Here is a 26,575-nt window from a genome sequence, read left to right on the forward strand (position 1 = left end):
GTGCCTCAGGAACGGGCGCGGCGTGCGGCCGCCTGTTGCCGCCGGGCTCCTGCCCGGCGTCGGTGTTCCGCGCGTTCACGCGCGTCCGGTCCGGGGGCCGCGGACGGCTCCCCCTCGGACCGGCTCAGATGGGCGGCCAGCGAGGCCACCGTCGGGTGCTGGAACAGTTCGACCATCGACACCCGGTGTCCGGTGTCCGCGGCGAGCAGCGAGCGCAGCTCGGCCATCAGCAGCGAGTGCCCGCCGAGGTCGAAGAAGTTGTCGTGGGCGCCGACCCGCTCGATCCCCAGCACCTTGCGCCAGAGTTCGGCCAGCGTGCGCTCCAGTCCGTCCCCGGGCGCGGCGAACGGCGCGGCCCCGGGCCGCTCCTGCGCCGGCTCGGGCAGCGCGGAGTGGTCCACCTTGCCGCTCGGGGTGAGCGGCAGGGCGTCCAGCACCGCGAACGCGGCGGGCACCATGTAGCCGGGCAGCCGCTCCCGCAGATGGGCGGCCAGCTCGGCGGGCCCGGGCGCCCCGGTGTCCGCGTCCACGGTCAGATGGGCGACCAGCCGTACGTCCCCGGACCGGTGCTCGCGGGCCGTCACCACCGCCTCGCGCACCGCGGGGTGCGCGGTCAGCACGGCCTCGATCTCGCCCAGCTCGATCCGCAGGCCGCGCAGCTTCACCTGGTGGTCCAGCCGGCCCAGGAACTCCAGCGCGCCGTCCTCGCGGAACCGCGCCAGGTCCCCGGTCCGGTACAGCCGCGCCGCCGGGTCCGGGTCGAACGGGTCCGGTACGAAACGCTCGGCGGTCAGCTCGGGCCGGTTGAGGTAGCCGCGGGCCAGGCCCCGGCCGCCGATGTGCAGCTCCCCGGGCACCCCGACCGGCAGCGGGCGCATCGCCCCGTCCAGCACGTGGATCCGGGTGTTGGCGATCGGCCGGCCGATCGGCACCGGGCGGTGCGGGTCCGGGTCCGGGCGGCAGGTCCAGTGGGTGACGTCGACGGCCGCCTCGGTCGGGCCGTACAGGTTGTACAGCCGGGCCCGGGAACGGGCCAGGAAGCGGTCCTGGAGGTCGCGCGGCAGCGCCTCGCCGCTGCACACCACCCGGCGCAGCGCGGTGCACTCCTCCACCGGCTCCCGCAGGAAGGCCTGCAGCATGGACGGCACGAAGTGCGCCGTCGTCACCCGCTCCGACCGGATCGTGCGGACCAGGTAGCCCGGGTCCCGGTGGCCCTCGGGGCGGGCCAGCACGAGCGTGGCGCCGGCGGCCAGCGGCCAGAAGAACTCCCACACCGACACGTCGAAGGAGAACGGCGTCTTCTGCAGCACCCGGTCGGTGGCGTCCAGCCGGTAGGCGTCCTGCATCCACAGCAGCCGGTTGCGGATCGCCGCGTGCACGTTCATGACGCCCTTGGGCAGGCCGGTGGAGCCGGAGGTGTAGATGACGTAGGCGAGGTCCTCGCCGCCGATCTCGACGTCCGGGGCTGTGTCGGGCTCACCGCCCGGCGCCGCCTCGAACTCCTCCACGCACAGCACCTCGGCCTCGACCGCCGGCAGCCGCCCCAGCACCCGGCGCTGGGTGAGCAGCACCGGCACCCGGGCGTCGCGCACCATGTGCTCCAGCCGGGCGGCCGGCAGCTCCGGGTCCAGCGGCAGGTAGGCGCCGCCCGCCTTGAGCACCGCCAGCAGCGCCACCACCAGCTCCGGCGAGCGCTCCATCCCGACGCCCACCACCACGTCCCGGCCCACGCCGAGCCCGCACAGCCGGTGCGCCAGCCGGTTGGCCCGGCGGTCCAGCTCCCGGTAGCCGACCGAGCGCCCCTCGAAGCGCAGCGCCTCGGCCTCCGGATCGAGCCGGGCCTGCTCCTCGAAGGCCCGGTGGATCCAGCCCGCGTCGGCCGGCCACTCCTGCTCGGTGGCGTTGAACTCCTCCACCACCCGGCGGCGTTCGCCCTCCGTCAGCAGCTCCAGCAGCTCCACCGGGCGCTCCGGGTCCGCGACCGCCTGCTCGGCCAGCCGGCGGAAGTGCGCGGCCAGCCGCTCGACGGTGGACTCGTCGAACAGGTCGCGGTCGTACTCGAACCAGCCGCTCAGCCCGCCGTCCCGGTCGAAGGCCTGCAGCTCCAGGTCGAAGCGCGCGCCGCCGCTGCGCACCAGCACCTGCTCCAGCCGCGCGCCGCCCAGGGTGAGGTCCGGCACCGCCTCGCGGCCGTAGGCGAAGCTCACCTGGTACACCGGCGGGCGGCTGAGGTCACGGGCCGTGCCCAGCTCCCCGACCACCAGCTCGAACGGCACCTCCTGGTGCTCGTAGGCGCCCAGGCAGGCCGCGCGCACCCGCTCCAGCACCTCGGTGAACGACGGGTCGCCGCCCAGCTCGGTGCGGATCGGCAGGGTGTTGACGAAGTAGCCGATCAGCGGCTCCAGTTCGGGCCGGTCGCGGACCGCCGTGGGCACGCCCACCACCACGTCCCGCTGCCGGCTGTACCGGGCGAGCAGCACGGTGAAGACAGCCAGCAGCGCCATGTAGGTGGTCGCGCCGCGCCGGTGGGCGAGCGCGGCCAGCTCCCGCACCAGCGGCTCGGGCAGCTCGAACGGCAGCGCGCCGCCGCGGAAGCCCTGCACGGCGGGCCGCGGCCGGTCCGTCGGCAGCTCCAGCGCGGCCGGCGCCTCGGCCAGCCGCTCCCGCCAGTACGCCAACTGCCCGGCCCACCGGCCCTTGTCCTGCTGCTCGCGCTGCCAGACCGCGAAGTCGGCGTACTGCACCGGCAGCTCCGGCAGCGGCGAGGGCCGGCCGTCGGCGAACGCCGCGTACAGCGCGGCGAGTTCGGACAGCAGCACCCAGAACGACCAGCGGTCCGAGACCAGGTGGTGCAGCGCCAGGACGAGCACCGACTCGTTCTCGCCGGTGCGCAGCAGCGTCAGCCGCACCGGCGGCCCGGTCTCCAGGTCGAACGGCTCGCCGATCGCCGCCGCCGTGATCCGCTCCTCCAGCCCGGCCGCCGTCAGCCCGGCGTCGCGCAGGTCGACCACCGGCAGCTCCGGCGCCGGCAGCGGCCGCACCACCTGGACCGGCCGGCCCTCGCGCAGTCCGAAGGCGGTGCGCAGCGCCTCGTGCCGGCGGACCACCTCGGTGAACGCCGTGCGCAGCACCCCGGCGTCCACCGGGCCGCGCACCCGTACCGCGCCCGGCACCACGTACGCCGGGTTGTCGGGGCGGACCTGCTCCAGGAACCACATGCCCTGCTGGAACACCGAGAGCGGGAAGACGTCCTCGGCCGGGCCGTCCGCGGCCCGCCGCTTCTCGGCGAGCAGCTGCTCCAGGCGCGCCCGCTGCTGCGGGGTCAGCGCGGCGAGGCGTTCGTCGAGCTCAGCCATCGGACCGCTCCGTCTCCCCGGTGACCTGGTCCAGCAGGGCGAGCAGCTCGGCGTCGTGGTCCGCGGAGCGGGCCACCCGGCGGATCGTCGCGTCCTCGTCGGCCTGCTCCGGCCCCGATCCGGCGGCCAGCCCGGCGACCACCTGCTCGGCCAGGCTCCGCACGGTGGCGCCCTTGAGGAAGTCGGCCACCGTCACCTTGACGCCGAGGCGGCCCTGGATCTCGTTGCGCAGTTCCACCGCCATCAGCGAGTCCAGCCCGAGGCCGGACAGCGGTGCGTCGGCGTCCACGGTGGCCGCGCGTGAGCCCAGGGCGGTGCGCACCCCGGCGGTCAGCCCGGCGACCAGGGTGTCGACGCGCTGCTCGGCGGGGGCCTTCAGCAGCTCCTCGGCGGTCGGCAGGGCGCTCGCCGCGGCCCGGCCGGGCGCGCCGGGCAGCGGCGCCGGACGCTCGGCGGTCCGCTCCGCCCGCTCGCGGCGCTCCGGACGCTCCGGACGGTCCGGGCGGCCGGCCCGGGCCGGGTCCCGGCGGGTGGTCCGCACGGCGGTGGCCTCGCCGCTGGGCTCGTGCCAGCAGCGGGTGGCGGCGAACGGGTAGTGCGGAAGCGGCGTGCGCGCCCGCGCGTAGTCGCGGTCGAAGCCTGCCCAGTCGACCTCCGCGCCCTCCACGTACAGCCGGCCCAGGCTCCCCAGCAGGACCTCCCAGTCGTCGTACTTGGGCCGCAGGCTGGGCAGCATCAGCACGTCGTCGCCGGTCAGCACCTCGCGGACCAGGCCCAGCAGGGTCGGTGCCGGGCCCACCTCCAGGAAGGTGCGGTAGCCCAGCTCGTGCAGCGAGCGCACCCCGTCGGCGAAGAGCACCGGCTGCCGGGCGTGGCCCAGCCAGTACTCGGTGTCCAGCGGCCGGTCCCAGGGCCAGAGCCCGCCGGTCAGGTTGGACACCAGCGGCAGCCGCGGCGCGCCGAAGACGACCTTCTCCAGGGCCGTGCGCAGCGGCTCCAGCACCGGCTCGACCAGCGGGGAGTGCGAGGAGGTGGAGATCCGCAGCCGGCGCACCTCGGCGCCGCGCGCGGTGAACGCCTCGCAGAGCGCGTCGACCACCTCCCGCACCCCGGAGACGGTGGTGTTGGCCGGGCCGTTCACGGCCGCCACCGCCACCAGCGCGGCGTCATGGCGGGCGACCTCCGCGGCGACCTCCTCCGCCGGGGCGGAGATCGCGGCCATCGCGCCGGACTCGGCGAGCCGCTGCAGCAGTCGGCCGCGCTCGGCGACCAGCCGCAGCCCGTCCTCCAGCGGCATCGCCCCCGCGAAGCAGGCGGCGGTGTACTCGCCGAGGCTGTGCCCGACCACGGCGGCCGGCTCCACGCCCCAGGAGCGCCACAGCTCGGCCAGCGCGTACTCCACGGCGAACAGGCCGGGCTGCGCGAACTCCATGGTGTCGATCAGCCCGGCGTCCGCCGCCGAGGCCGGGTACACGGCGGACAGCAGCGGGGCCGGCAGGACGTCGCGCAGGATCTCGTCGCAGCGCTCCAGGGTGCGCCGGAAGGAGGGCTGGGTCTCGAACAACTGCCTGGCCATGCCCGCGCGTTGCGGCCCCTGGCCGGTGAACAGGAAGACCGGTTCGGCGCCGCCCGGCCCGTCGCCCCGGGCGGTGCCCAGCAGCAGGCCCTCGCCCGGGTCGTCCCGGACGAAGTCCGCCAGCCGGTCGGCGAGGTCCCCGGCGGAGGCGCCCACCGCGGCGAGCCGGTGCGGGAAGTGCGAGCGGCCGGTGCCGGCCGAGAAGCACAGGTCGGGCGCGGCCTGCGGGCCGGCCGCCGCCAGCCGGTCCTGGTAGCGGCGGGCGAGCTTGAGCAGCGCACCGCCGCTCTTCGCCGACAGGGCCAGTACGGACAGCGGGCGGCTGCCGTCCGGCTCCGCCGACGGGCGGCGCGGCGCCTGCTCGACGATCAGATGGGCGTTGGTGCCGCTGAAGCCGAAGCTGCTCACCCCCGCCGTGCGCGGCCCCGCACCGTCGGGCCACGGGGTCGGGGCGGTCGGGACGGCGAAGGTGGTCCCGTCGAAGGAGATGTGCGGATTGAGCTCCCCGAAGTGCAGGTTCGGCGGGATCAGCCCGCGGTCCACGCACAGGACGGCCTTGATCAGCCCGGCGATCCCGGCCGCCGCCTCCAGGTGCCCGAGGTTGGTCTTCACCGCGCCCAGGTAGAGCGGCGCGCCCTCGGCGCGGCCGTAGACCTCGGCCAGCGCCGCCACCTCGATCGGGTCGCCCAGCTTGGTGCCGGCGCCGTGCGTCTCGATGTAGCCGAGCCGCTCCGGCCCGATGCCGGCGGCGGCCAGGGCGTGCCGGAACACCTCGCGCTGCGCGGCCCCGTTCGGGGCGGTCAGCCCGGAGCTGCGCCCGTCCTGGTTGACGGCCGAGCCGCGGATCACCGCGAGCACCCGGTCGCCGTCGCGCTGCGCGTCGGAGAGCCGCTTGAGCACCACGATGCCGCAGCCCTCGCTGCGCACGAAGCCGTTGGCCGCCGCGTCGAAGGTCTTGCAGCGGCCGTCGTCGGCGAGCATCTCCGGGAACTGCGAGAAGGAGATCGCCGCGTCGGGGGAGACCACCGCGTTGACGCCGCCGGCCATCGCCAGGTCGCACTCGCCGAGGCGCAGGTTCTGGCACGCCTGGTGCACGGCGACCAGCGAGGAGGAGCAGGCGGTGTCCACCGAGACGCTCGGCCCGCGCAGGTCCAGCAGGTAGGAGAGCCGGCCGCTGGCGATGCTGTGGGCGACGCCGGTGCTGGCGTGGGCGGTGATGTCGGCCGGCTCGCGGAACACCAGCCCGGCGTAGTCGTTGCTGCAGATGCCGAGGAACACCCCGGTGCGGCTGCCGGCCAGCGCGTGCGGGGCCTGCCCGGCGTCCTCCAGGGCCTCCCAGGCGACCTCCAGGACCAGGCGCTGCTGGGGGTCCATGGAGACCGCCTCGCGGCGGGAGATGCCGAAGAACTCGTGGTCGAAGCGGTCGATCCGGTCGAGGAAGCCGCCCCAGCGGGTGCTGTGCCGGCCGGGGGTGCGCGGCCGCTCGTCGTAGTACGCGTCGACGTCCCAGCGGTCGGCCGGGATCTCGCCGATCGCGTCGGTGCCGGCGGTCAGCAGCTCCCAGTACGCGTCCGGGTCGCCCACGCCGCCGGGGAAGCGGCAGCCGACGCCGACGACGGCGATCGGCTCGGTCCGGGCCCGCTCGTGGGCGTCGATCCGGTGCTGCATCCGCTCCATCGTCAGATAGGCGCGCTTCATCGCCGTCATGGACGCGGACCGGTCGTCGGGCGCGGGCGTGGCGGGCCGGGTGGTGTCGTCGTGTGTGGTCATCGTCCCTGTCCCCGGTCGGTCGGATCGGCATCGGAAGCGGCGTCGAACTGCTCGGTCTTGGCGAGGAGGAGGGCTTCGAGCTCGCTCTCCGAGAGGCCGTCGAGGTCGACGGGTTCGACGGTGGCGGGAGTGGTGGCGGGGGTGGCGACGGCGGCAGGTGCGGCCGGGGCGGCGGTCTCCCGCGTCGTGGCGGGCCCGGCCGGGGCGGGGCCGTTCGCCGCGGCCTCCAGCGGGATCCCCATCCGCTCGGCGAGGAAGGGCACCAGCGCGTCCAGCGTCGGGTACTGCCAGCCGAGGGTGGCGGGCAGCGGCACGCCGAGCGACAGCTCCAGCCGCGAGCGCAGCTCCAGGGTGCGCATGGAGTCGAAGCCGAGGCCGGCCAGCGGCGCCGAGGCGTCGACCGCGGCGGCGTCCGCGCCGGGCCCGTCCAGCACCCGGGCGGCCAGCTCCCGGCAGTGCCGGACCAGCAGGGCCCGGCGGCGCCGGCCCGGCTCGACCTCCAGCAGCCGTCGGCGGATCGCCGCCCCGCCGTCGGCCTGCGCCTCGGGCGCGCCGTCGCCGGTCGCCGAGGCCCGGACCACCGCGGCCGGGCTGCCCAGCAGCCGGGCGAGCGAACCGAGGCCCTCGCCGTCGACGCTCAGCGCGGGCAGCCCGAGCGCCCGGCGGTGCGCGGCGAGCGCGTCCAGGCAGGCGCCGAGCGCGCTCTCCCGGCCCGGGCCGGTGTCCGGGTCGCACAGGATGAAGAAGTCCAACTCCAGTGCGGCCGTGGCGAGGTGGAGCTGCCAGGCCTCGGCGGCCCGGGCCGCCGAGGCGCGCAGCGGGTCCTCCTGCGAGGCGGCCTCCTGCGAGGCTCCCGCCAGATGCACCACCCCGGCCAGGTCGAGCCCGGCCGGCAGCGCCGGCGGCTCCTCGCCGCGCGTCGGGTCCGCGACCGACAGCGCCACCTCCACGCCCCGGGCGCGCAGCCCGGCCACCGCCTCGGCGGCCGGGCCGGCGTCGGCGCTGGGGGAGCGCAGCAGGACGATCCGGCGCGCGCCCAGCTCCGCGAGGCGACCGGCCGCCGCCAGCGCGGCGGGCGTCGTCCCGCCGGTCACCAAGTAGCCGGCCCGCGCCGCCCGGACCACCGCCGGGCTCGGCGGCACCGCGATCTCCGGCGCCGGCTCCGGGCGCAGCACCAGCTTGCCCAGGTGCCGGGCCTGCGCCATGGCGGCGAACGCCTCCCGGGCCTCGCCGAACGGGCGGGCGGTGACCGGCAGCGGACCGAACTCGCCGGTCTCGAAGCTCCGCACCACCTCCGCGAACAGCTCCGCGAGCAGCTCCGGCCGGGCGTGGAAGGTGTGGTCGAGGTCGACCGCGAACAGCGCGCGGTTCCCCTTGAGGTGGCCGAGGCCGATCGGGCTGTCGTCGAAGATGTCGCGCTTGCCCAGCTCGACGAACCGCCCGCCCGGCGCCAGCAGCGCCAGTCCGCGCCGCAGCGCCTCCCCGGTCAGCGAGTTGAGCACCACGTCGACCCCGCGCCCGTCGGTGGCCTCGGCGAGCTCGTCGGCGAAGGCCGTCGAGCGCGAGTCCATCACCCGCTCGATGCCGCCCAGTTCGCGCAGGAAGCGGCGCTTGTCCGGCGTCCCGGCGGTGGCGAACACCCGCGCCCCGCGGCGCCGGGCCACCGCCAGCGCGGCCAGCCCCACCCCGCCGCTCGCCGAGTGGATCAGCACCGTCTCGCCCGCCCGCAGCCGGGCCAGGTGTTCGAGACCGTAGACGGCGGTCAGGAAGGCGATCGGCACGGCCGCCGCCTGCTCGTCGTCCAGCGCCCCCGGTTGCGGCGCCACCAGGTGCGCCTCGGTGGTGGCGTACGCCGCCAGCGCGGAGGGCACCACGGCCATCACCCGGTCACCGACCCGCAGGCGCTCGACGCCCGCGCCGACCGCGCTGATCCGGCCCGCGCACTCGACACCCAGCGGGACGCTGCCGGCGGCGCCGGGGTAGGCGCCCATCGCCTTGAGCACGTCGCTGAAGTTCAGCCCGGCCGCCGCGATCTCGATCTCCACCTGCCCGGGCCCGGGCGCCGTCCGCTCCCAGCGGGTCGGCGTCAGGCTCTCCAGCAGGCCCGGACGGACCGCCAGGATCCGGTGGTTGGTGTCCAGCTCGGGATCGAACGGCCGCCGCTGCCAGCCGGGCTCGGTGCCGTCCGCGGAGTCCTGGGGCACCCGGACCGGGACGTGACGGACCGGGCCGCGCAGCGCGGCCGACTCCTCCCCGGCGGGGCGCAGCAGCACGTCCAGCAGCCGGGCCGGGTCGTCCCCGGCCGGGTCCGGATCGAGGTCGACGAGCAGTGGGCGGGGCGCGCCGGGCCCCTCCGCGGCGGGGCCCCGGAGCAGCGCCTGGGCCGGGTCGGGAGCCGGGTCCCGCTCGTTCACCCGCTGCGCGCCCCGGGTGAGCAGGGCCAGCCGCGGCGTGCCGGGCAGGCCCTCCTCGGCCAGCTCCCGGAGCAGTTGGAGCGCCGGGCGCACGGCGTGCTCGCGCTCCTCGGTGAGCGGGAACGGCGCGGGCCCGTCCGGGCCGGACACGGTGTCCAGGCCCCAGGCGTAGACCAGCCCGGCCCACGGCTCGTCGCCGGCCGCCCGCAGCTCCTTGAGCAGGGCGGTGAGGTCCTCCGGGCGGCGCGGGTCGAGTTCGTGGCGCAGCGGGTCCAGCCGCCGCGACCGCTCACCGGGGGTGACGGTCACCCAGCTGCCGCGCCGGGCGACCAGCTCGGCGCCGAGCGCCGCGGCGACGCCGCTGCGGTCGGCGAACAGCAGCCACCGGCCGGGCGCGCCGCTCGCGGGCGGGGTGGCGCCGTCCTCGGCGGGGGCCCACTCCAGCGCGAACAGGGCGTGCCGTGCCTCGTCGGGCGTCCGACCGGCGGTGACGGTGGCCGTGGCGGCGCCGGGGGCGGCGGCAGCGGGCGCGGGCGGCGGCGGGAGGTCGGCCGGCTCGGGGGCGTGACGGCGGCGCTGCCACGGGTAGGTCGGCAGGTCCAGCACGGCCCGGGGCGGCGTCGGCGCCCCGTCGTGCTCCGCCTCGGTCTCGCCGGGCCCGGCCCCGGACGGCGATCCGCCCTCGGCGAGCGCCTGGAGCTCCCGCAGCGCGATGGCCCGGTCGCCGGCCGCGATCAGGGCCCGCAGCCGGTGGCGGGCCCGCCCGGCGCCCGCCGAGTACGCGAACGCCGGATAGGCGCCCTCCGGCAGCCCGGCCAGCCGGCCGTGCAGGGCGGTGGCCAGCGCCCGCAGCGCCTCCGGGGTCCGGGCGGACAGCTCGAACCCGTCGACCGGGCCCGCCGGCGCGGGGGCCGCGCCCTGGTCCTCGGCCGCGCCGACGACCACCTGCGCGTTGGTGCCGCCCATGCCGAAGGCGCTGACCACCGCGTGCCGACCGGCCCGCTCCGGCCACGGCCGCAGCGCCGTCGGCAGGGTGATGCCGGTGCCGTCCAGGTCGATCAGCGGGTTGAGGGTGGCGAAGTTCACCAGCGGCGGCACCTCGCGCCGCTGCAGGCAGAGCACCGCCTTGACCAGGCCGATCACCCCGGCCGCCGACTCCGGGTGCCCCAGGTTGGCCTTGACCGAGCCGACCGTCAGCTCCGCCCCGCCGTTGCGGCGGCCCAGCGCGGCGGCGATCGCCTCCATCTCGATGGTGTCCCCGAGCGAGGTGCCCGTGCCGTGCGCCTCCACCAGACCGATGTCGGCGGGGGTGAGTCCGGCGTCCGCCAGCACCGCCTCGGTCAGCGCCACCTCCGACAGCACATTGGGCGCCGTGAAACCGGTCGAGCGGCCGGTCTGGTTCACCGCCGAGCCGTGCACCACCGCGTGCACCCGGTCGCCGTCGCGCCGCGCGTCCTCCAGCCGCTTGAGGACCAGCACGCCGCAGCCCTCGCCCCGGGTGAAGCCGTTCGCCCGGGCGTCGAACGGGCTGCACCGCCCGTCCGGCGAGAGCGTGCCCGCCAGCTGGTGCAGCCGGGTCGCCCGCGGCGAGAGCACCAGGTTCACCCCGCCGGCCAGCGCCACGTCGCACTCCCGGCGGGCCAGCGCCTGGCGCGCCAGGTGCACCGTGACCAGCGAGGACGAGCAGGCGGTGTCCACCGTGATGGCCGGACCGGCCAGGCCCAGCGCGTACGCGACCCGGCCCACCGTGAAGCAGTGGCCGTTGCCGCCCGCCCAGTGGGTGTCCAGCTCCCCGCGGTGCCAGTCCCAGTACTCCTGCCCGGTGACCCCGACGAACAGCCCGGTGCGGGCCGCGTCCAGCCGGTCCGCCGGGAGCGCCGCGTTCTCCAGCGCCTCCCAGGCGACCTCCAGCAGCAGCCGCTGCTGCGGGTCGGTGCCGCGGGCCTCCTCGGCGCTCATGCCGAAGAACTCCGCGTCGAAGTCCATCACCTCGTCCAGGAAACCGCCGGTGTGCGGCAGCCGCTCCCACTCGGCGGCGAACGGCCCGCGCCGCCCGGCGGGCAGCGGGCCCACCAGGTCGCGGCCGGCGGCCAGCGCCGCCCAGTAGCCGTCCAGGTCGGCGATGCCGCCCGGCAGCCGAAGGCCGATGCCGACCACGGCCAGCGGGCCGGTGCCGCTCGCGGCGTCCAGCTGCGCCCGCAGTTTGCGGACGGTGTCCAGCGCCCTGGTCAGCGGGGTGGGCGCGGAGGTCTGCTGCTCCGTCATCGCGCTCAGCCCTCGCCGTCCGTGGCCGTGTCCTGCCCGGCGGGCCCGTCCGCCGGGCCGCCCGCGCTCTCGCCCAGCAGCCGCTCCGCCAGGACGGCCGACAGCGCCCGGGGCGTGCCGTACGTCCACAGCAGGGTCGGCGACAGCCGCAGCCCGAACGCCGCCTCCAGCCGGTTGCGCAGCTCCAGGCCCATCAGCGAGTCCAGCCCGAGCGACTTGAACGGCGTGTCCCGGTCGATCGCCCCGGCGTCCAGCCGCAGCACCCGCCCGGCCAGCTCCTGCACCTTGGTCTCCAGCAGCTCCGGCCACCGCTCCTGCGGCGCCGCGCGCAGCTCGGCGAGGAAGGCCGCGCCCGCGCTGCTGCCGCCGCCCCCGTGCCGGGCCAGCTCGCGCAGCGCGCTCCAGCTCTCCAGCGTCACCGCGTCCGGGTACGCCTCCAGGTACTGCCGCAGGTCGATCGGCACATAGGCGACCACCGGCTCGTCCCCGCCGAGGAAGCCCTCCAGGGCCCGCCACGCCTCCTCGGTGGAGAAGCCGGCCATGCCGCGCTCCGCCAGCCGCGCGCCGCGGTTGTCCTCGGCGGCGGCCAGGCCGACGTCGCTGAACGGCCCCCACTGCACGCTCAGCGCCGGCAGCCCGCGCCGGCGCCGGTCCACCGCCAGCGCGTCCATGAAGGCGTTGCCCGCCGCGTAGGCCGCCTGCCCGGCGTTGCCGAACAGCGCCGCCGCCGAGGAGAACAGCAGGAAGAAGTCCAGCGGATCGCCCTCGGTCACCGCGTCCAGGTTGACCGCGCCGTCCACCTTGGGCGCCAGCACCCGGTGCAGCTGCTCCGGCGTCAGATTGAGCACCGTCGCGTCGTCCAGCAGACCGGCCGCGTGCACCACGCCGCGCAGCGGCGGCAGCTGCTCGCGCACCCGGCGCACCGCCTCCGGGTCGGCGACGTCCGCCGCGAAGGTCTCCACCAGCACGCCGCGCGCCCGCAGCGCCTCGATCCGCGCCACCGCGTCCTCGCGCGGCGCCGACCGCCCGACCAGCGCCAGCCGGCCCGCGCCCCGCTCGGCCATGAACTCCGCCAGCGACAGGCCGAGCGCGCCGAGGCCGCCGGTGATCAGATAGCTGCCGTCGCCCCGGAACCGGCCGTCGCGCAGCGGCTCCGGCACCACCGAGGCGACCGTCGACGGGTCGGACAGCACGAACTTGCCGATGTGCCGGCCGCGCGCCATCTCCCGCATCGCCTCGGCGGCCCGCTCGAACGGGTACCGCAGCACCGGCAGCGGCAGCAGCCCGCCCGCCGCGACCTGCTCCCACACCTCGGCGAACAGCCGGGTGAACAGCGCCGGGCGGCGGGCGATCACCGCCGCGAGGTCCAGCGAGGCCAGGCTGATGCCCTTGCGGAACGCCTCCAGGCCCAGCGTGCGCCCGCCGTAGATGTCCGCCTTGCCGACCTCCACGAACCGGCCGCCCTCGGCCAGCACTTCCAGGCCCAGCGGGATCGCCGCGCCGGTCAGCGAGTTGAGGACGACGTCCACGCCGCGTCCCCCGGTCGCCGCGCGCACCTGCTCCGCCCAGGCGAGGTCCCGGGAGTCGAACACGTGCCGCACGCCCAGCGCGCGCAGATGGGCGCGCTTCTCCTCGGTGCCCGCGGTGGCCAGCACCTCGGCGCCGAGCAGCCGGGCCACCTCGATCGCCGCCAGGCCCAGGCCGCCGGCCGCCGAGTGGATCAGCACCGTCTCGCCGGGCGCCAGCGCGGCCAGGTGCCGCAGCCCGTACCAGGCGGTGATGGTCACCGCCGGGAACGCCGCCGCCTCCTCGTCGGCCATCCCCTGCGGGACGGGCTGCGCGTGGTCGGCGAGCACCGTCCAGTGGGTGGCCAGCGATCCGCCGCTGGTGCAGGCGACCACCCGGTCGCCGGGCGCGAAGCGCTCGACGCCCTCCCCGGTCCTGGTCACCACGCCCACGCCGTCCAGTCCCAGCAGCCGGGCGTCGGCCGAGGGGTCGGGGTAGGTGCCCATCACCTTCATCACGTCGATGAAGTTCAGCGCCGCCGCGCAGACCACGATCTCGATCTCCCCGGCGCCGGGCGCGCGCCGCTCCAGCGGGCGGAACGCCAGACCGTCCCAGGTGCCCTGACGGTCCGGGGCGAGCCGGAACGACTGCCGCGCGGAGGTGTGCGCAGAGGGCCGGTCCGACGGCGCCGCCGCGCCGCGCACCAGCCGGCCGACCAGCCGCTCGCCGCCGCGCAGCACCACCTGGTCCGCGCCGTCCTCGGCGGCCAGCTCGGCCGCGCACCGCGTCGCCCAGGCGGCGTCCGCGCCCGCCACGTCCACCAGCACCGGCCGCAGCTCGGGGTGCTCGCCGCGCAGCACCCGTACGAAGCCCCAGTACAGGGCCGCGCCCGGGTCGCCCGGGCCGTCCGCCGACGGCGGCAGCTGGGCGTCCGCGGTCACCACGGCCAGCCGCGGCACCAGCGGGCGGGTCGCACAGGCCCGCACCAGCGCGGCCAGCGCCAGCAGGCCCGCGCGCTGCGCGGCCGGACCGGCGTCCGCGTCCGGCGCCACGAAGACCACGCCGGTCAGCCCCTCCACCGAGGCCAGCCGCTCCGCCCAGACCTCGTCGCGCTCGGCCGCCGCGCCGTCGGCCACCTGGGCCAGCGCGGTGGCGCCGTGCGCGCCCAGTGCCTCGGCCAGCGCACCGGCCCGCGCCCAGGCGGCCGTGCCGCCCACCGCGTCCGCCGCGCACACCGCCCACCGGCCCTCGGCGGCCCCAGGGCTCCCCTCAGCCCCGGCCTCGGCCCCGGAGCGGGCCAGCGCCCGGAACTCCATCCGGTGGATCCGCTCGGCGTCCGCCGTGCCCGGGTCCGCCGAGGCCGCCAGGGCCTGCATCCGCAGCCCCAGCAGGCTCAGCAGCGGCCGCCGTCCGGCGTCGAACAGGAACAGGTCGACCAGCTCGCCGCCGCCGTCCCGGCGCACCGCGTGCGACCACAGCGCGGTGACCGGCTCCGCCAGGTCCTGGTGCAGATGGATCCGGTCCACCCCGACCGGCACCGCCGCCTCCTCGCCGGGGAACAGCGGGATCGACGCCTGCAGCGCCGCGTCCCACAGCGCCGGGTGCAGCCGGTGCGGGTAGCCGCCGACCAGCAGGCCCTCCGGCAGCCGCACCTCGGCCAGGCACTGCGCCGCCTCCCCGCGCAGGCCCAGCACGCCCCGGAACGCCGGACCGTAGTTCAGGCCGCGCGCCGCGTTGTCCGCGTAGAACCCCTCGGCCGGGGCCGCCTCCAGGTCGAGCAGCCGCTCGGGGAAGGACGGCGGCGCGGCCGCGGTGTCCTCCGTCAGCACCCGGGCCGAGGCGTGCCGCACCCAGCCCTGGGCGCCCGGCTCCAGCGAGGAGAGCGTGAAGCTGCCCCCGCCGGTCACGTCGTCCCGCCAGCCCAGCGCCACCGTCACCGGCTCCTCGGTGAGCGTCAGATGGCTGTGCAGGCCGACGTCGACGAGCGTGCGGTGCGCCCCGCCGGTCCGGGTCAGCGCCGTGCGCAGCGCCAGCTCCAGCATCGCGGTGCCGGGCAGCACCACCGCGTCGTACACCTTGTGGTCGCGCACCCAGGGCAGGTCGGCCGGGGCCAGCTCCAGCGTCCCCGTCCACGCGCCCTGCTCGGTCACCGACGGCATCAGCCGCAGCGCCTCACCGGCGCCGCCCGCGGTCCGCCGCCGGGCCGGCTCCACCCAGTGGGCGGTCCGCTGCCACGGGTACGGCGGCACCGGCGCCCAGGCGTCCCGGGGCAGGGAACCGAACGGCTCCAGGCCGCTCACGTACGCCCGGGCCATCGACTCGCGCACCGTGCCCGGCGAGCCCTGGTCGCGCCGCAGCGTCGACAGCACCTGCGGCGGGACCGGCCGTTGCGCCGCCAGCTGCTCCAGCGCCGGGGTCAGCACCGGGTGCGGGCTGATCTCCACCACATGGGTGACGCCGTTGTCGAACAGCCGCTCCATCGCGTCGGCGAACATCACCGGGCGGCGCAGGTTGTCCACCCAGTACCGGGCGTCCAGCTCGGGCCCCTCCAGCGGGGCCACCCGCACCGTCGACATCAGCTCGACGGCGCCCCGGCCCGGGCGCACCGACTGCAGGGCCGCCAGCAGGTCCTCCTCCAGCTCGTCCATCTGCGGGCTGTGCGAGGCGTAGTCGACGTTGACCAGGCGGCAGAAGGTGCCCTCGGCCTCCAGCAACTCCTTGAGCGCCAGGACCAGTTCGGTGTCCCCGGAGAGCACGCAGCTGTTCGGGCCGTTGTTCACCGCCAGCGACACGCCCTCCTCGAAGCCGGACAGCGCCGCCTTCGCGGCGTCCAGCGAGAGGTCCACCGCCAGCATCCGGCCCTTGCCCGAGGTACGCCGGGCGATGGCGCTGCGCCGGGCGACCACCATCGCGCCGTCCTCGTAGGAGAGGATGCCCGCCGCGGTGGCCGCGGTGACCTCGCCCTGGCTGTGGCCGACCACCACGTCCGGCTCCACGCCGGCCGCCCGCCACACCTCGCACAGGCCCAGCGAGACCGCCCACAGGGTCGGCTGCAGCATGTCGATCCGCGACAGCCACTCCTCGCCGGCCTCGCCGGAGACGACCTCCACCAGGTCCCAGTCGGTGTACGGCTCCAGGGCCCGTGCGCAGCGGCGGATCACGGCGGCGAACACCGGGTCCGCGGCCAGGAGTTCGCGGCCCATGGCGTGCCACTGGGAGCCCTGGCCGGGGAACACGAACGCGGTGCGGCCGCGCGGCGCGGCGCGTCCGGTGAACACCCCGGCGTCGGTGGCGCCGGGGTCGGCGGCCAGCCGCTCCAGCCGCTCGGCCGCCTCGGCGGCGCCGGTGGCGGTGACGGCCGCGCGGACCGGGAACTGGTCGCGCTGCCAGGCCAGGGAGCCGGCCAGCGCCGGGAGCGCGGCGGTGCCGGAGGCCAGCAGCCGGCCCAGCTCGCGGGCACGCTGGGCGAACGCCTGCTCGTTGTGCGCCGACACCGGCAGCAGCACCGCGCCGTCCTCCCCGTCGGGGGCCGGGGCGGCGGTGGTCCGCGGCGCCCCGGTCAGCACCACGTGCGCGTTGGTGCCGCCCCAGCCGAAGCTGCTCACCCCGACGAAGACCTGCTCGTCGGCGGGCAGCGGCAGCGGCTCGCGCACCACCGTCAGGTTCAGTTCGTCGAAGGCGATGTCCGGGTTGAGCTCGGCGGAGTGCAGGCTCGGCGGTACCACCCCGTGGCGCAGCGACAGCAGCGCCTTGAACAGCCCGGGGATGCCGGCGGCGGCCTCCAGGTGGCCGATGTTGGTCTTCACCGAGCCGATCGGCAGCGGGCCCGCGTCCGCGCTGCGGGCCTGCCCGAGGACCCGGCCGACCGCGCCGGCCTCGATCGGGTCGCCGACGGCGGTGCCGGTGCCGTGCGCCTCCAGGTAGGCGACCCGGTCGGCCGGGATGCCCCAGTGCCGGTAGGAGTCGCGCAGCAGGCGCTCCTGGCCGAGCGGACTGGGCGCGACGACGCTCTGCCCGCCGCCGTCGTTGTTCACCGCGGTGCCGGCGATGACGCCGTGGATCCGGTCGCCGTCCGCGAGCGCGCGTGCGACGGTCTTCACGTACAGCGCGCCGACGCCCTCGCCGCGCACGAAGCCGTTGGCCCCGGCGCCGAAGGCCTTGCAGCGGCCGTCGGGGGACAGGCCGCCGAAGTGGGTGAGGCCGATCGAGGCGGTCGGGTCGAGCATCAGGGCGACCCCGCCGATGATCGCCGCGTCGACCTCGCCGGCGCGCAGCGCCTGGGCGGCGAGGTGGGCGGCCACCAGCGCGGAGGAGCAGCCGGTCTCGACGACCAGGCTGGGGCCGGTGAGGCCGAGGAAGTAGGAGACCCGGGCGGCGATCATGTCCAGCGCGTAGCCGGGAGCGGTGTGCTGGGTGACGCCGCTGCCGCTCTTGCGGCCGACGTGCTCGTAGTCGTGCCAGCCGGCGCCGACGAAGACGCCGGTGCGGGTGCCGGCCAGCGCCCGGGCGGGCGTGCCGGCGTCCTCCAGGGCCCGCCAGGCGGCCTCCAGCATCAGCCGCTGCTGGGGGTCGAGCATCTCGGCCTCGCGCGGGGAGATGCCGAAGAAGGTGGCGTCGAACTGCTCGACGTCGTCGAGGAACCCGCCGACGGCCTGGACCTCGCGCTGCGGGTCGAGCTGGGCGGTGGCGTCCCACCGGGTGGCGGGCACGGGACGGATGGCGTCGTGCCGATCCGTCAGCAGCCGCCAGAAGCTCTCGACGTCGGGGGCGTCGGGGAACCGTCCCGCCATGCCGACGACGGCCAGGGCCTGAGTCGGGTCCTGGACCACAGGGTCTGTGTGCATGTCCTCTTCCTCTGGCATCCGGGGTGAGCGGGCTTCGGTCGTGGTCCGGCTCGGGGCCGGGGCGCGCGGGGGCGCACGGGCGGGCGGGGAACGTCCGGCGCGGGCCGGGGCCGGGGCCTTCCGGCGGCGCGCGGGCGGTGGAGGGTGTCGGGGTGGACGGCCGTCGGAGTGGCGGACGGGGAGGGCGGGACGGACGGGTGCGGGTGGGCCGCCCGGGGCGGACGGGCCCCGAGCGGCAGTCGATCACCAGTGCGCATCGTGGTCCTGGCCGGTGACCGGCGACAAGGCTTTGACCTGCTTTTACTGACACTTGTCACGTCCCTGTCCCGGGGCATCGGGTCGGCCCCCGGAGCGGGGATAGGTTGAGGGGTCACCGCATGACACGCGTAGACCCACTGACCACGCAGGTCCCGCCACTGCCGGCGGTCCCGGCGGTCCTGGCGCGGACATGTCCGCAACCGGACGCCCGGAGCCGTCGACGGGGCCGCTCGGGCGGCCGCAGACTGGGCCTGCGACCGAAACGATCACCATGAGTTCCGTTCACGGGATCCTCGGGGGAGACCTAGTGATGACCATTCGTGTGTTGGTAGCCGACGAGCAGCTGCTGCCCCTGGACGCGATCGCCGAGGTCCTCTCCGGCGTCAAGGACTTCGAGGTCGTGGGCGCGGTGAGCCGCAGTTCGATGATCGTCCCGGTCGCGGTGCGCCGACGGCCGGACGTGGCCGTGCTGGGCATGGGCACCGCACAGGGCGGCTTCCGCCTGGTGCGGGAACTGGGCCGACGGCTGCCCGACTGCCGGGTCGTCATCATGACGGCCAGGCCCACCCGGACGCTGGTGGACCGCGCGGTGTCGGCGGGCGTGCTCGGGGTCGTCCCCAAACAGACGAAGATCCCGCGCCTGGTCGACGCCATCCGGGACGCCGCCGCCGTCGGCAGACCGCCGGGCGCCGGCAGACCGGGCGGAGCGAGACCGGGCCTCGGGGGACCGGGCCTCGCAGGGGTGGCGGTCGGCGAGCCCGAGCCCGCCGTCCCCCCGAAAGCGCCGGCGCCGTTCGCCGAACAGGTGCTGAGCGAACGCGAACGCGAGATCCTGCGGCTGACCGCGACCGGCGCCTCGGTGAAGGAGGTGGCGCGCGAGCTCTACCTCGCCGCCGGCACCGTCCGCAACCTCACCTCGGGCGCCATGCGCAAGCTCGACGGCCGCAACCGCTTCGACGCCGCCCGGATCGCCTCCGAACGCGGCTTGTTGTAGCCCCCCGCGGCCGCCGGCGGCAGGGCGCGGACGGCGCGGTCAGGGCGCCGCCACCTCCGGCGCCCGCTGCGCCTCGTGCTCCAGCAGTCCGAGCCGGGTGGCCCGCACCATCGCGGTGAGCCGGTTGTCGGTCTCCAGCACCCGCAGGATCTCGGCGACGAACCGCCGCACCGTCCGGTCGGAGTACCCGAGGTGCCGGGCGATCGCCTTGTCGGTCGTCCCGGCGGCCATCATCCGCAGCACCAGCAGATGGGTGCCCGCGAGCACCGGCGCCGAAGCGCCGCCCCGGCGCCGCCGGGTGTACGGCTCGGCCGTCGACCAGCTGTGTTCGAAGACCCGGGTGAACAGCTGGACCAGCGGCCCGCCGTCGATCACCACATTGCGGCGCGCCCCCTCCGTCTGCGATTGGGTGACCACCTTCTCCTGGTCGACGATGACCAGCCGCAGCGGCAGCGACTCGGCGGTGCGGACCTCGGCGCCCGCCTCCTGGAGCGCGTTGACGTACTCGACGACGTCCGGACTGCCCAGGGCCGAGGCCGGAGCCACCAGCCGGTAGTGGATGCCCCGGTGCAGGAGCTCCACGTCCTCGCGGATGGACGGCTGCAGCGGCTCGCGCTCGGCCGCGCTGGGCAGCATCACCGCCACCTCCGATCGGCTGGACGCATGCAACTCCCAGAGCCTGGAGCGCAGTTGCTCCCGCGAATCGAGCACCTCGACGGCCGGGCCGGTGTCGACGACCGGGCCGCTCCCGACGGCCGGCGGGGCCAGCAGGCCGCCGGCCAGGTCGGAGATGAGGTCCTGGGCGCGGGTGAACTCGGCCAGCCGCTCCCGCTGGTCCGCCACCAGCCGGCTGAGCACCCGCTGCGGCGGGACGACGGGCGAGTCCGGATCCCGGTCGAGAAGCCCCTGCTCGGCCAGCCAGTCCACGGCCTCCCGGACGTCCTCGGGGCAGGCGCCGAGCCCCCGGGCGAGCTCCACCGGATCCGCTCGGCCGTCCTCGGCGCGGAGGAGCGCGTGGTAGACACGGTACGCAAAGCGAGGGTTGATACCGGTTGCCGCCGACATCGCCTTGAACTCCAGCCGTAGATCCGGATCGTGAGCGGGAACGCGTGATTGAACACCGGGGAAACCGATTCCCCGGCGTTCGGGTGGCGAGACTACTGCAAGGATTCGCCCGGTCAAGGGTGCCGCGGCTTAACTCCAGGCATACCCCCTAGGGGTGACGAACCATCCGAGGTCGCACGGTGCTGTTCGTCCACGTCGCGTTCACCCCGTCGTCGGCTGTCGCTACCGCAGGACGGACTCCAGGAAGTCGCTGCCGAGCCGGGCGACGGCCGGGAGGTCGAGCTGGTGCAGGACGTAGCGGCCCCGGCGCCGGGTGACGAGCAGGCCGGCCTTCCTGAGGACCGCGAGGTGGCGGGAGACCTCCGGGGCGGTGATGCCGTACGCGTCGGCGAGCTCGCTCGTCGAGTACACACCGCGCGCGAGGTTGCGGCACAGCCGCATCCGCATCGGATGGGTCAGCGCTTCGAGCCGCCGCGTGACCGTTTCCACGGACTCGGTGCCGCCGACCTCGTCGGTGGCCACCGGGTACTGGACGACGGGCTGCCAGCCCGGACCGTAGATGGCGAACAGGTGCGGCCACCCGAAGACGCTCGGCAGCAGGGTGACGGCCCGGCCGCGGGCCTCGGTGCGGCCGTGCACCAGCTTGTCGGCGACGATCCGGCTGCCCTGCGCGTCCTCCTGGAGGCTCAGCGCCGGCGACGCCGCCGCGAGCGCCTGGGCCAGGCCCTTGCGGCGCAGCAGTTCGGTCTTGTGCTGGGCGTCGGCGGCGAGCTGGACGCGGACCCGGCGCCAGGTCTCGGCGAAGAAGGCCCGGTCGCAGTCCTCCAGGAGCCGCCGGATCCAGGCGCGGGTGGCGGTGGGCTCGGCGAGCATCCGCTCGACGAACGCCGCCTGGCGCGGGCCGCGCGCCGCCGCCAGGTCCAGCGCGCGGCGCCGCGACCGGGCGTCGACCAGCGGTGACGGCAGGCCCTTGGCGTAGTGGCTGGTGCTGCAGGAGATCTCCAGGGCCGCGCCGACGAACCGCTCGTCGTCCATGCGGTCGAGGTCGTCCAGTTCCTCGGCGAGCGTCTCCCGGGGCCGGGTGGGCATCAGGAAGTCGGAGCGTGTCGAACGCCACATGAAGTCGGCTTCGAGCAGCCGGTCGGCCAGCTCCGGCCGGAGCGCGGCGGAGGTCGCCGTCGTCCACGCGCGCAGCCGGGTGTGGTGAGCGGGCTCGGCCAGCGCGTGCAGCGCGCTGCCGAGCTCGGCCAGCGGCGAGGGGCAGAAGGTGATCCGCTCGTGCGGCAGTCCGGTGATGTCTATGGTCACGCTCACCTCTCCATGGTGCCGGACCGGGCGGAGCCGCTGCCGCGCCATTTGACCAGGGCCGTCAATCGACGGGACCTCCGGGGCGGCCAGGGTGCACGGTGATCGCATGAACGCACTGCAGCAGCACCTCCTGGACAGCTACCGGGCCGACCGGCACGCCGAACCCGCCCCGCCGGCTCCGGGTGCCCGCGACATCGAGGTGCTGCGCGCGGTCCGCGACCACCGCCGCTTCCGGGCCGTCCTCGCCGGGCGCCCGGCCACCGGCCGCCTCCGCGCGGCCCTGCGGCGGGCCCTCGGCCGAGCTCCGCGCTCCTGGGCGCGGACCGGCTGGTCCGCCGAGTAGCGCCCACCGGTGCCGGGGGCGGGTGCCCGGCCACGGCGGTGCCGGACGGTTCCGCTACAGTCCCGGGCATGTCCGGGGAACCCGCGGGCGGCGTGCCGGCCGCCGAACACACCACCGGGCAAGCGCAGGTGACGGACCACCGGTTCCTGGTGGCCGCCGACCCGGGCGAGGTGGCGACGGGGCTCGCCACGGCGAGGGGCCCCACCGCTCGGCTCGCGGCGGCCGTGTACCGGGCGTCCGCGCAGGCGCACGGCACGGCCGACGCCGCCACCCGGCGGCAGATCCTGGCGCTGGACGCGGCCCGCTTCGGTGACCGGGCGCTCTCCGACGGCCTGGCCGCCGTGGCCCTCCCGCAGGCACCGGACGCGCGGTGGCGGGTGGACTGGGCCACCGGCTCCGGCGTCCACCCCCGCTTCCTCGGCCTGCTCGGCGCCACCGACGCGGCCGGGCCGCCGCTGGTGGACGTCGACGGTCGCCCCGCCGTCCTCGTCCGCGACCGGGACGGTGCGCTGCTGCTCCGTGACCCGGTCACCGGCGATCCGGTCCTGCGGCCGTCCGCCGCCGGCTCCGTGCCCGGGCAGGAGTGCAGCGCGCTGCTCGACGGCCGGCCGGTCACCGTCCGGTGCGACGGGAACGGCGTGCCGACGCTGCTCGACCCGGCCACCGGCGAACCGCTGGGCACGCTGGCCACCGACGAGAACGAACCCGGGCCCGCCCCGTCCACCGTCGCGGCGCTCACCTTCGACGGCCGCCCGCATGTACTGGGTGACGACGGGGCCGGGTTCGCCCTGTGGGACCTGACGACCTCCGGCCTCGCCGGCCGCATCGTGGTGCTGGAGGACGACGACCTCCGGACGTGGGCCGTGCTGGAGCTCGACGGGCGCCCGCACGTGGTGGTGGGAGGCTTCCGCGGCACGATCGGGATATGGGACCTCCAGGCCGGTGCACGCGTCGCCGAGGAGTGCTCCGAGGATGTGGACCTCCGGCAGCCGGTCGCCGCTGCGGTCGGCGGACGCCCCCATCTGCTCACCGTCGGCAGCGACCCCTGCGGGGGCGAGCCGCTGGAGGAGGCCGAGCTGTGGAGCCTCGACCCGCTGCGGCGGGTGGACCGGCTGCCCGTCGGCCGGGGCGGGCTGACGACCGCCGTGGCGAACGGCCGGTGCTGGGTGGTCGGCGAGGGGGGCCGGGCCTTCGAACTGTCCGACACCCCGCCGGTCGGGAGCCGGACGCTGGGCCACCGGGCCGTCGTCAGGGCGATCGCCTCCACGGTGCTCGACGGCCGGCCGGTGGTCGTGAGCGGCGACGACGAGGTGCTGCGGCTGTGGGACCTCGCCACCGGCGAGCCGCTCGGCCCGCCGCTGTCCACCGCGCCCCACGCCGACGCCCACGAGAGCGCGACGGAGCGGGTCCGGGACCTCGCCTCCGGCGCGGAGGCCGCAGCGGAGGCCGCAGCGGAGACCGCGCGACAGGCCGGTGAGGAGGCCGTGCTCGCCCCGGAGGTGGCGGCCCTGGCGCCCGAGGGGCTGACCGCGGCGGCCACCGGTACGGTCGACGGCCGGCCCGTCGCGCTGTTCGCCGTCCGACACCGCGTTCGGGTCTGGGACCTCTCGGGCGAACCGGTCGTGAGCGATGAACTCGCCTTCCCGGAGCCGGTCGCCGCCCTGGCCGTCACCGCGGACGGCCGGGTGCTGGCCGGGTTCGGCCACGATCTGGCCGTCCTCTCCCCGCATTGACGGTCGAACGGCGCACAGTCCATCGGAACGTCTGATCTGCTGTCAAAGTTCCTGGTTTTCCTGCGAACTTGAGTGATGCCCCTTTAAGCTCCCGTTAACATGGCGGCTTTTCAGCCACACGCGAATGTCCTCGCGGGGTCCGGGCGGAAGGCCCGACTGACAATGAGAGCAGGGATGACAACGACACGTGATCAGGAGTCCGGTGCCGTTCGCGGTCCGGAGCGGCGGTGGCCGGGCCTGCCCGGACGCCGTACCGTGGGGGGCGCCGCGGCGCTGCTCCTCGGCATCGGGGCGTGCTCGCTGCTGGCCGCCCCGGCCGCGTTCCCGCAGGCGGCGGACGGGACGGTGACGGTCCACGTGATCCGCGCCGTCGACACCGACGGAGTGTGGACGCCCGGGCTGGAGCCCGGGATGGCCGGCGTCAAGGTGACCCTCACCGACGACACCGGTGCCGGGGTCGAGGGCACCACGGCGGCGGACGGCACCGTCACGCTGACGCCGGGAACCAAGCTCACCGGCGGCAAGTACCGCGTCCAGGTGGTGAACCCGAAGCCGGGCACGCTCTACCCGGCCTTCGCCTCCCGCGAGGGCCTGGGCGGCACGCCCAACCAGCTCAGCAGCAACGAGGAGTTCGTCGACGTCTCCGGCGGCAAGAACGCGACGGTGCTCACCGGGCTCTGGAACCCCGGTGACTACTGCCAGAAGAACGCCCCGCTGGTGACGACCTGCCAGCCCACCACGCGCGAGGGCGGGGCGCAGCGCACGCTGGTCTCCTTCCCGTACAACGCGCGCGGCCAGGACGGCGAGGACTTCAAGGCCACCAACGTCGCCACCAACGCCGACACCGGCACGCTGTACGGCATCGCGTGGAACAAGGCCGACCGGCGGGTGTTCTCCTCGGCGGTCGCCAAGCGCACGACGGACTACGGTCCCGGCGGCGCGGGCGGGATCTACGTGACCGACTGGGCGTCGAAGCAGACGACCCTGTTCACCACGGTCCCGAACGCCGGTTCCACCGCCCACGGCGGCGGTACCGACGACGGGTTCATCGCGGTGCCGGGCAAGGAGAGCCTCGGCGGCATCAAGGTCACCGACGACGGCAAGGACCTCTTCGTCGTCAACCTCAACGACCGCAAGCTCTACCGCTACAACGCCACGGTGGCCACGGCGGCCACGCCGAAGGCCGTCTACTCCATCCCGGACCCGGGCTGCCCGGCGGCCGGGGACTGGCGTCCGTTCGGCCTCGGCCTCCAGGACGGCACCGGCTTCCTCGGTGGCGTCTGCTCGGGCGAGTCGACCGGCAAGGCGTCCGACCTGCGGGCCGTGGTCCTGCCGTTCGACCTGGACACCGGCGCCTTCTCGGCGGCGATCCTGAACGAGCGGCTGGACTACCCGCGCCAGTCGACCGTCGGGGCGGGCACCCCCTGCGAGGGTGCGGCCTGGTTCCCGTGGACCAACGGCTGGCCGACCTCGCAGAACGGCAACGCCTGCGGCACCGGCCTGCTCGCCCAGCCCGAACCCGAGCTGGGCGAGATCGCGTTCGAGACCGACGGCTCGATGCTGCTGGCCTTCCGCGACCGCTTCGCCGACCGCGCGCCGTCCGGCATCCCGTACGCCGCCGTCATGTCGGGCGGTGACCTGAACAAGGCCTGCCCGGCCAACGGCGGCTACGTGATGGACACCAACAACGGTTGCGGGCTGACCGTCCGGGGCACCCGGTTCTTCGACACCAGCTGGGGCGGTCACCGCAACACGGCGTTCGCGGGCATCGCGGACTCCAAGGTCGAGAACACCATCGCGACCTCCGCCTTCGACCCGAACCACACCGCGCTCGGTTACGGCACGTCGTTCCTCCAGCGGAACGGCCAGCAGGACCCGAAGTTCGGTTTCCGGCTCACCCCGAAGGAAGGTCCCGACCCGTTCGGCAAGGGCGCCTCGATGGGCGACCTGGAGGTGCTCTGCGACCAGGCGCCGCTGCAGATCGGCAACCGCGTCTGGTACGACCCCGAGCGCAGCGGTATCCAGCGCCCGGGTCAGAAGCCGGTGCCCGGGGCGACGGTCAACCTCTACGACGAGGCGGGGAAGCTCGTCGGCACCACCAGGACGACCGATCGCGGTGAGTACTACTTCGACGACAGCAATGTCACGGGCGGCCTCAAGCCGCGCACGAAGTACACCGTCCGGCTCGACAACCCCGCCGACTACGCCAAGGGCGGCCCCCTCTACCAGTGGGTGCCGACCGACTCGGACGTCGGCGACAACGCCTTCATCAACTCGAAGGGTGTCGTCCCGGCGGGCGGGCAGTACGCCGAGCGCGCGCTGACCACCGGTGGTCCGGGCGAGAACGACCACACCTACGACTTCGGGTTCCGCCAGCAGGAGGGCGCGCTGCGCCTGGTCAAGCACGACCAGGACGGCAAGCCGCTGGCGGGCGCGAAGTTCCAGCTCTGGAAGGAGTCCAACGGAACCGCCGGGCTGCAGAGCACCGGTGACAAGCCCGACGCGAAGGTCGGCGAGCCCTGCACCACCGGGGCCGACGGCATCTGCAAGGGCAGCGGCGTGGCCGGGTCGTACTACTGGGAGGAAGTGAGCCCGCCCGAGGGCTACTCCGCGCCGGAGACCACGGTGTTCGGCCCGCTGGTGCTGAACGCCGACAACCTGGCCGCCGGGGTCGAGGTGACGGCCGTCAACAAGCTGAAGCCGACGCCGACGCCGACGGCCACCCCGACGCCGACGCCGACGCCCACCGAGACGCCGACGCCGACTCCCACCCCGACGCCGGTGCCGACGCAGACCCAGGCGCCGACGCTGCCGTCCCCGGCCGCGACGCCGCCGGCGCCGGCCACCCCCGCCCCCGGATCGCACCTGGCCAACACCGGTACGAACGAGGGCATCCCGGTGATGGCGGCCGGGGCGGGCACGCTGACCGTCCTCGGCGCGGTGCTCGTGCTGATGGCACGCAGGCGCCGGGCCCAGCACCGCTAACCTGCCTCCGACGGCTCACTCCGCCGGGCCCGTGACACGGTCCGGCGCGGTGGCCGCCGAGGCACCAGGGCGGGTCCGTGGACCTCTTGGTCCGCGGGCCCGCCCGTGCGTTGCGCGGGCCCGCCCGTGCCGTTGTGACCGACCGACGAGAGAAGGCA

General features: G+C 75.9%; 10 protein-coding genes. 4 read left to right on the top strand and 6 right to left on the bottom strand.

Features of this window, described 5'->3' with window-relative positions:
* Nucleotides 1-5 precede the first annotated feature (5 nt).
* The 4 genes from ABZW10_RS21575 to ABZW10_RS21590 are packed head-to-tail and all read right to left on the bottom strand — an operon-like array spanning nucleotide 6 to nucleotide 17,731.
* Nucleotides 6-3,356, bottom strand: coding sequence for an amino acid adenylation domain-containing protein (locus ABZW10_RS21575; RefSeq protein WP_355368225.1), 3,351 nt, complete (start codon nucleotides 3,354-3,356; stop codon nucleotides 6-8).
* Nucleotides 3,349-6,702 carry a beta-ketoacyl synthase N-terminal-like domain-containing protein gene (locus ABZW10_RS21580; protein WP_355368228.1) on the bottom strand — a complete coding sequence of 1,118 codons (3,354 nt, stop codon included), beginning with the start codon at nucleotides 6,700-6,702 and terminating at the stop codon, nucleotides 3,349-3,351. The genes ABZW10_RS21575 and ABZW10_RS21580 overlap by 8 nt, the downstream gene beginning before the upstream one ends.
* Complete coding sequence (locus ABZW10_RS21585) at nucleotides 6,699-11,381, bottom strand: beta-ketoacyl synthase N-terminal-like domain-containing protein (protein ID WP_355368231.1); 4,683 nt, start codon at nucleotides 11,379-11,381, stop codon at nucleotides 6,699-6,701. Before ABZW10_RS21585 ends, ABZW10_RS21580 begins: the two co-directional genes overlap by 4 nt.
* A gap of 5 nt (nucleotides 11,382-11,386) precedes the next feature.
* Nucleotides 11,387-17,731: a type I polyketide synthase gene (locus ABZW10_RS21590; protein ID WP_355368234.1), complete on the bottom strand. Its 6,345-nt coding sequence runs from the start codon at nucleotides 17,729-17,731 to the stop codon at nucleotides 11,387-11,389.
* A gap of 568 nt (nucleotides 17,732-18,299) precedes the next feature.
* Here ABZW10_RS21590 and ABZW10_RS21595 point away from each other — a divergent pair.
* Nucleotides 18,300-18,983, top strand: a complete 684-nt coding sequence (locus ABZW10_RS21595) for a response regulator transcription factor (protein ID WP_355368237.1) — start codon at nucleotides 18,300-18,302, stop codon at nucleotides 18,981-18,983.
* Nucleotides 18,984-19,022: 39 nt separating this feature from the next.
* On the opposite strand, the gene ABZW10_RS21600 is transcribed toward ABZW10_RS21595, so the two are convergent.
* Entirely contained in the window at nucleotides 19,023-19,961 is a 939-nt protein-coding gene (locus ABZW10_RS21600; protein ID WP_355368240.1) for a LuxR C-terminal-related transcriptional regulator, read from the bottom strand.
* 309 nt (nucleotides 19,962-20,270) lie between these two features.
* Entirely contained in the window at nucleotides 20,271-21,362 is a 1,092-nt protein-coding gene (locus ABZW10_RS21605) for a DUF5937 family protein (RefSeq protein ID WP_355368243.1), read from the bottom strand.
* Nucleotides 21,363-21,462: 100 nt separating this feature from the next.
* On the opposite strand from ABZW10_RS21605, the gene ABZW10_RS21610 reads away from it, so the two are divergent.
* The 3 genes from ABZW10_RS21610 to ABZW10_RS21620 all read left to right on the top strand — a co-directional run bounded on the left by ABZW10_RS21610 (nucleotide 21,463) and on the right by ABZW10_RS21620 (nucleotide 26,417).
* Nucleotides 21,463-21,699 carry a hypothetical protein gene (locus tag ABZW10_RS21610; protein ID WP_355368246.1) on the top strand — a complete coding sequence of 79 codons (237 nt, stop codon included), beginning with the start codon at nucleotides 21,463-21,465 and terminating at the stop codon, nucleotides 21,697-21,699.
* A 68-nt stretch (nucleotides 21,700-21,767) separates the two neighbouring features.
* Nucleotides 21,768-23,432: a WD40 repeat domain-containing protein gene (locus ABZW10_RS21615; RefSeq protein WP_355368249.1), complete on the top strand. Its 1,665-nt coding sequence runs from the start codon at nucleotides 21,768-21,770 to the stop codon at nucleotides 23,430-23,432.
* 174 nt (nucleotides 23,433-23,606) lie between these two features.
* Nucleotides 23,607-26,417, top strand: a complete 2,811-nt coding sequence (locus tag ABZW10_RS21620; protein ID WP_355368252.1) for an SdrD B-like domain-containing protein — start codon at nucleotides 23,607-23,609, stop codon at nucleotides 26,415-26,417.
* Nucleotides 26,418-26,575 lie beyond the last annotated feature (158 nt).

The sequence above is a fragment of the Kitasatospora sp. NPDC004723 genome, from assembly GCF_040609255.1.
Lineage (GTDB): Bacteria > Actinomycetota > Actinomycetes > Streptomycetales > Streptomycetaceae > Kitasatospora.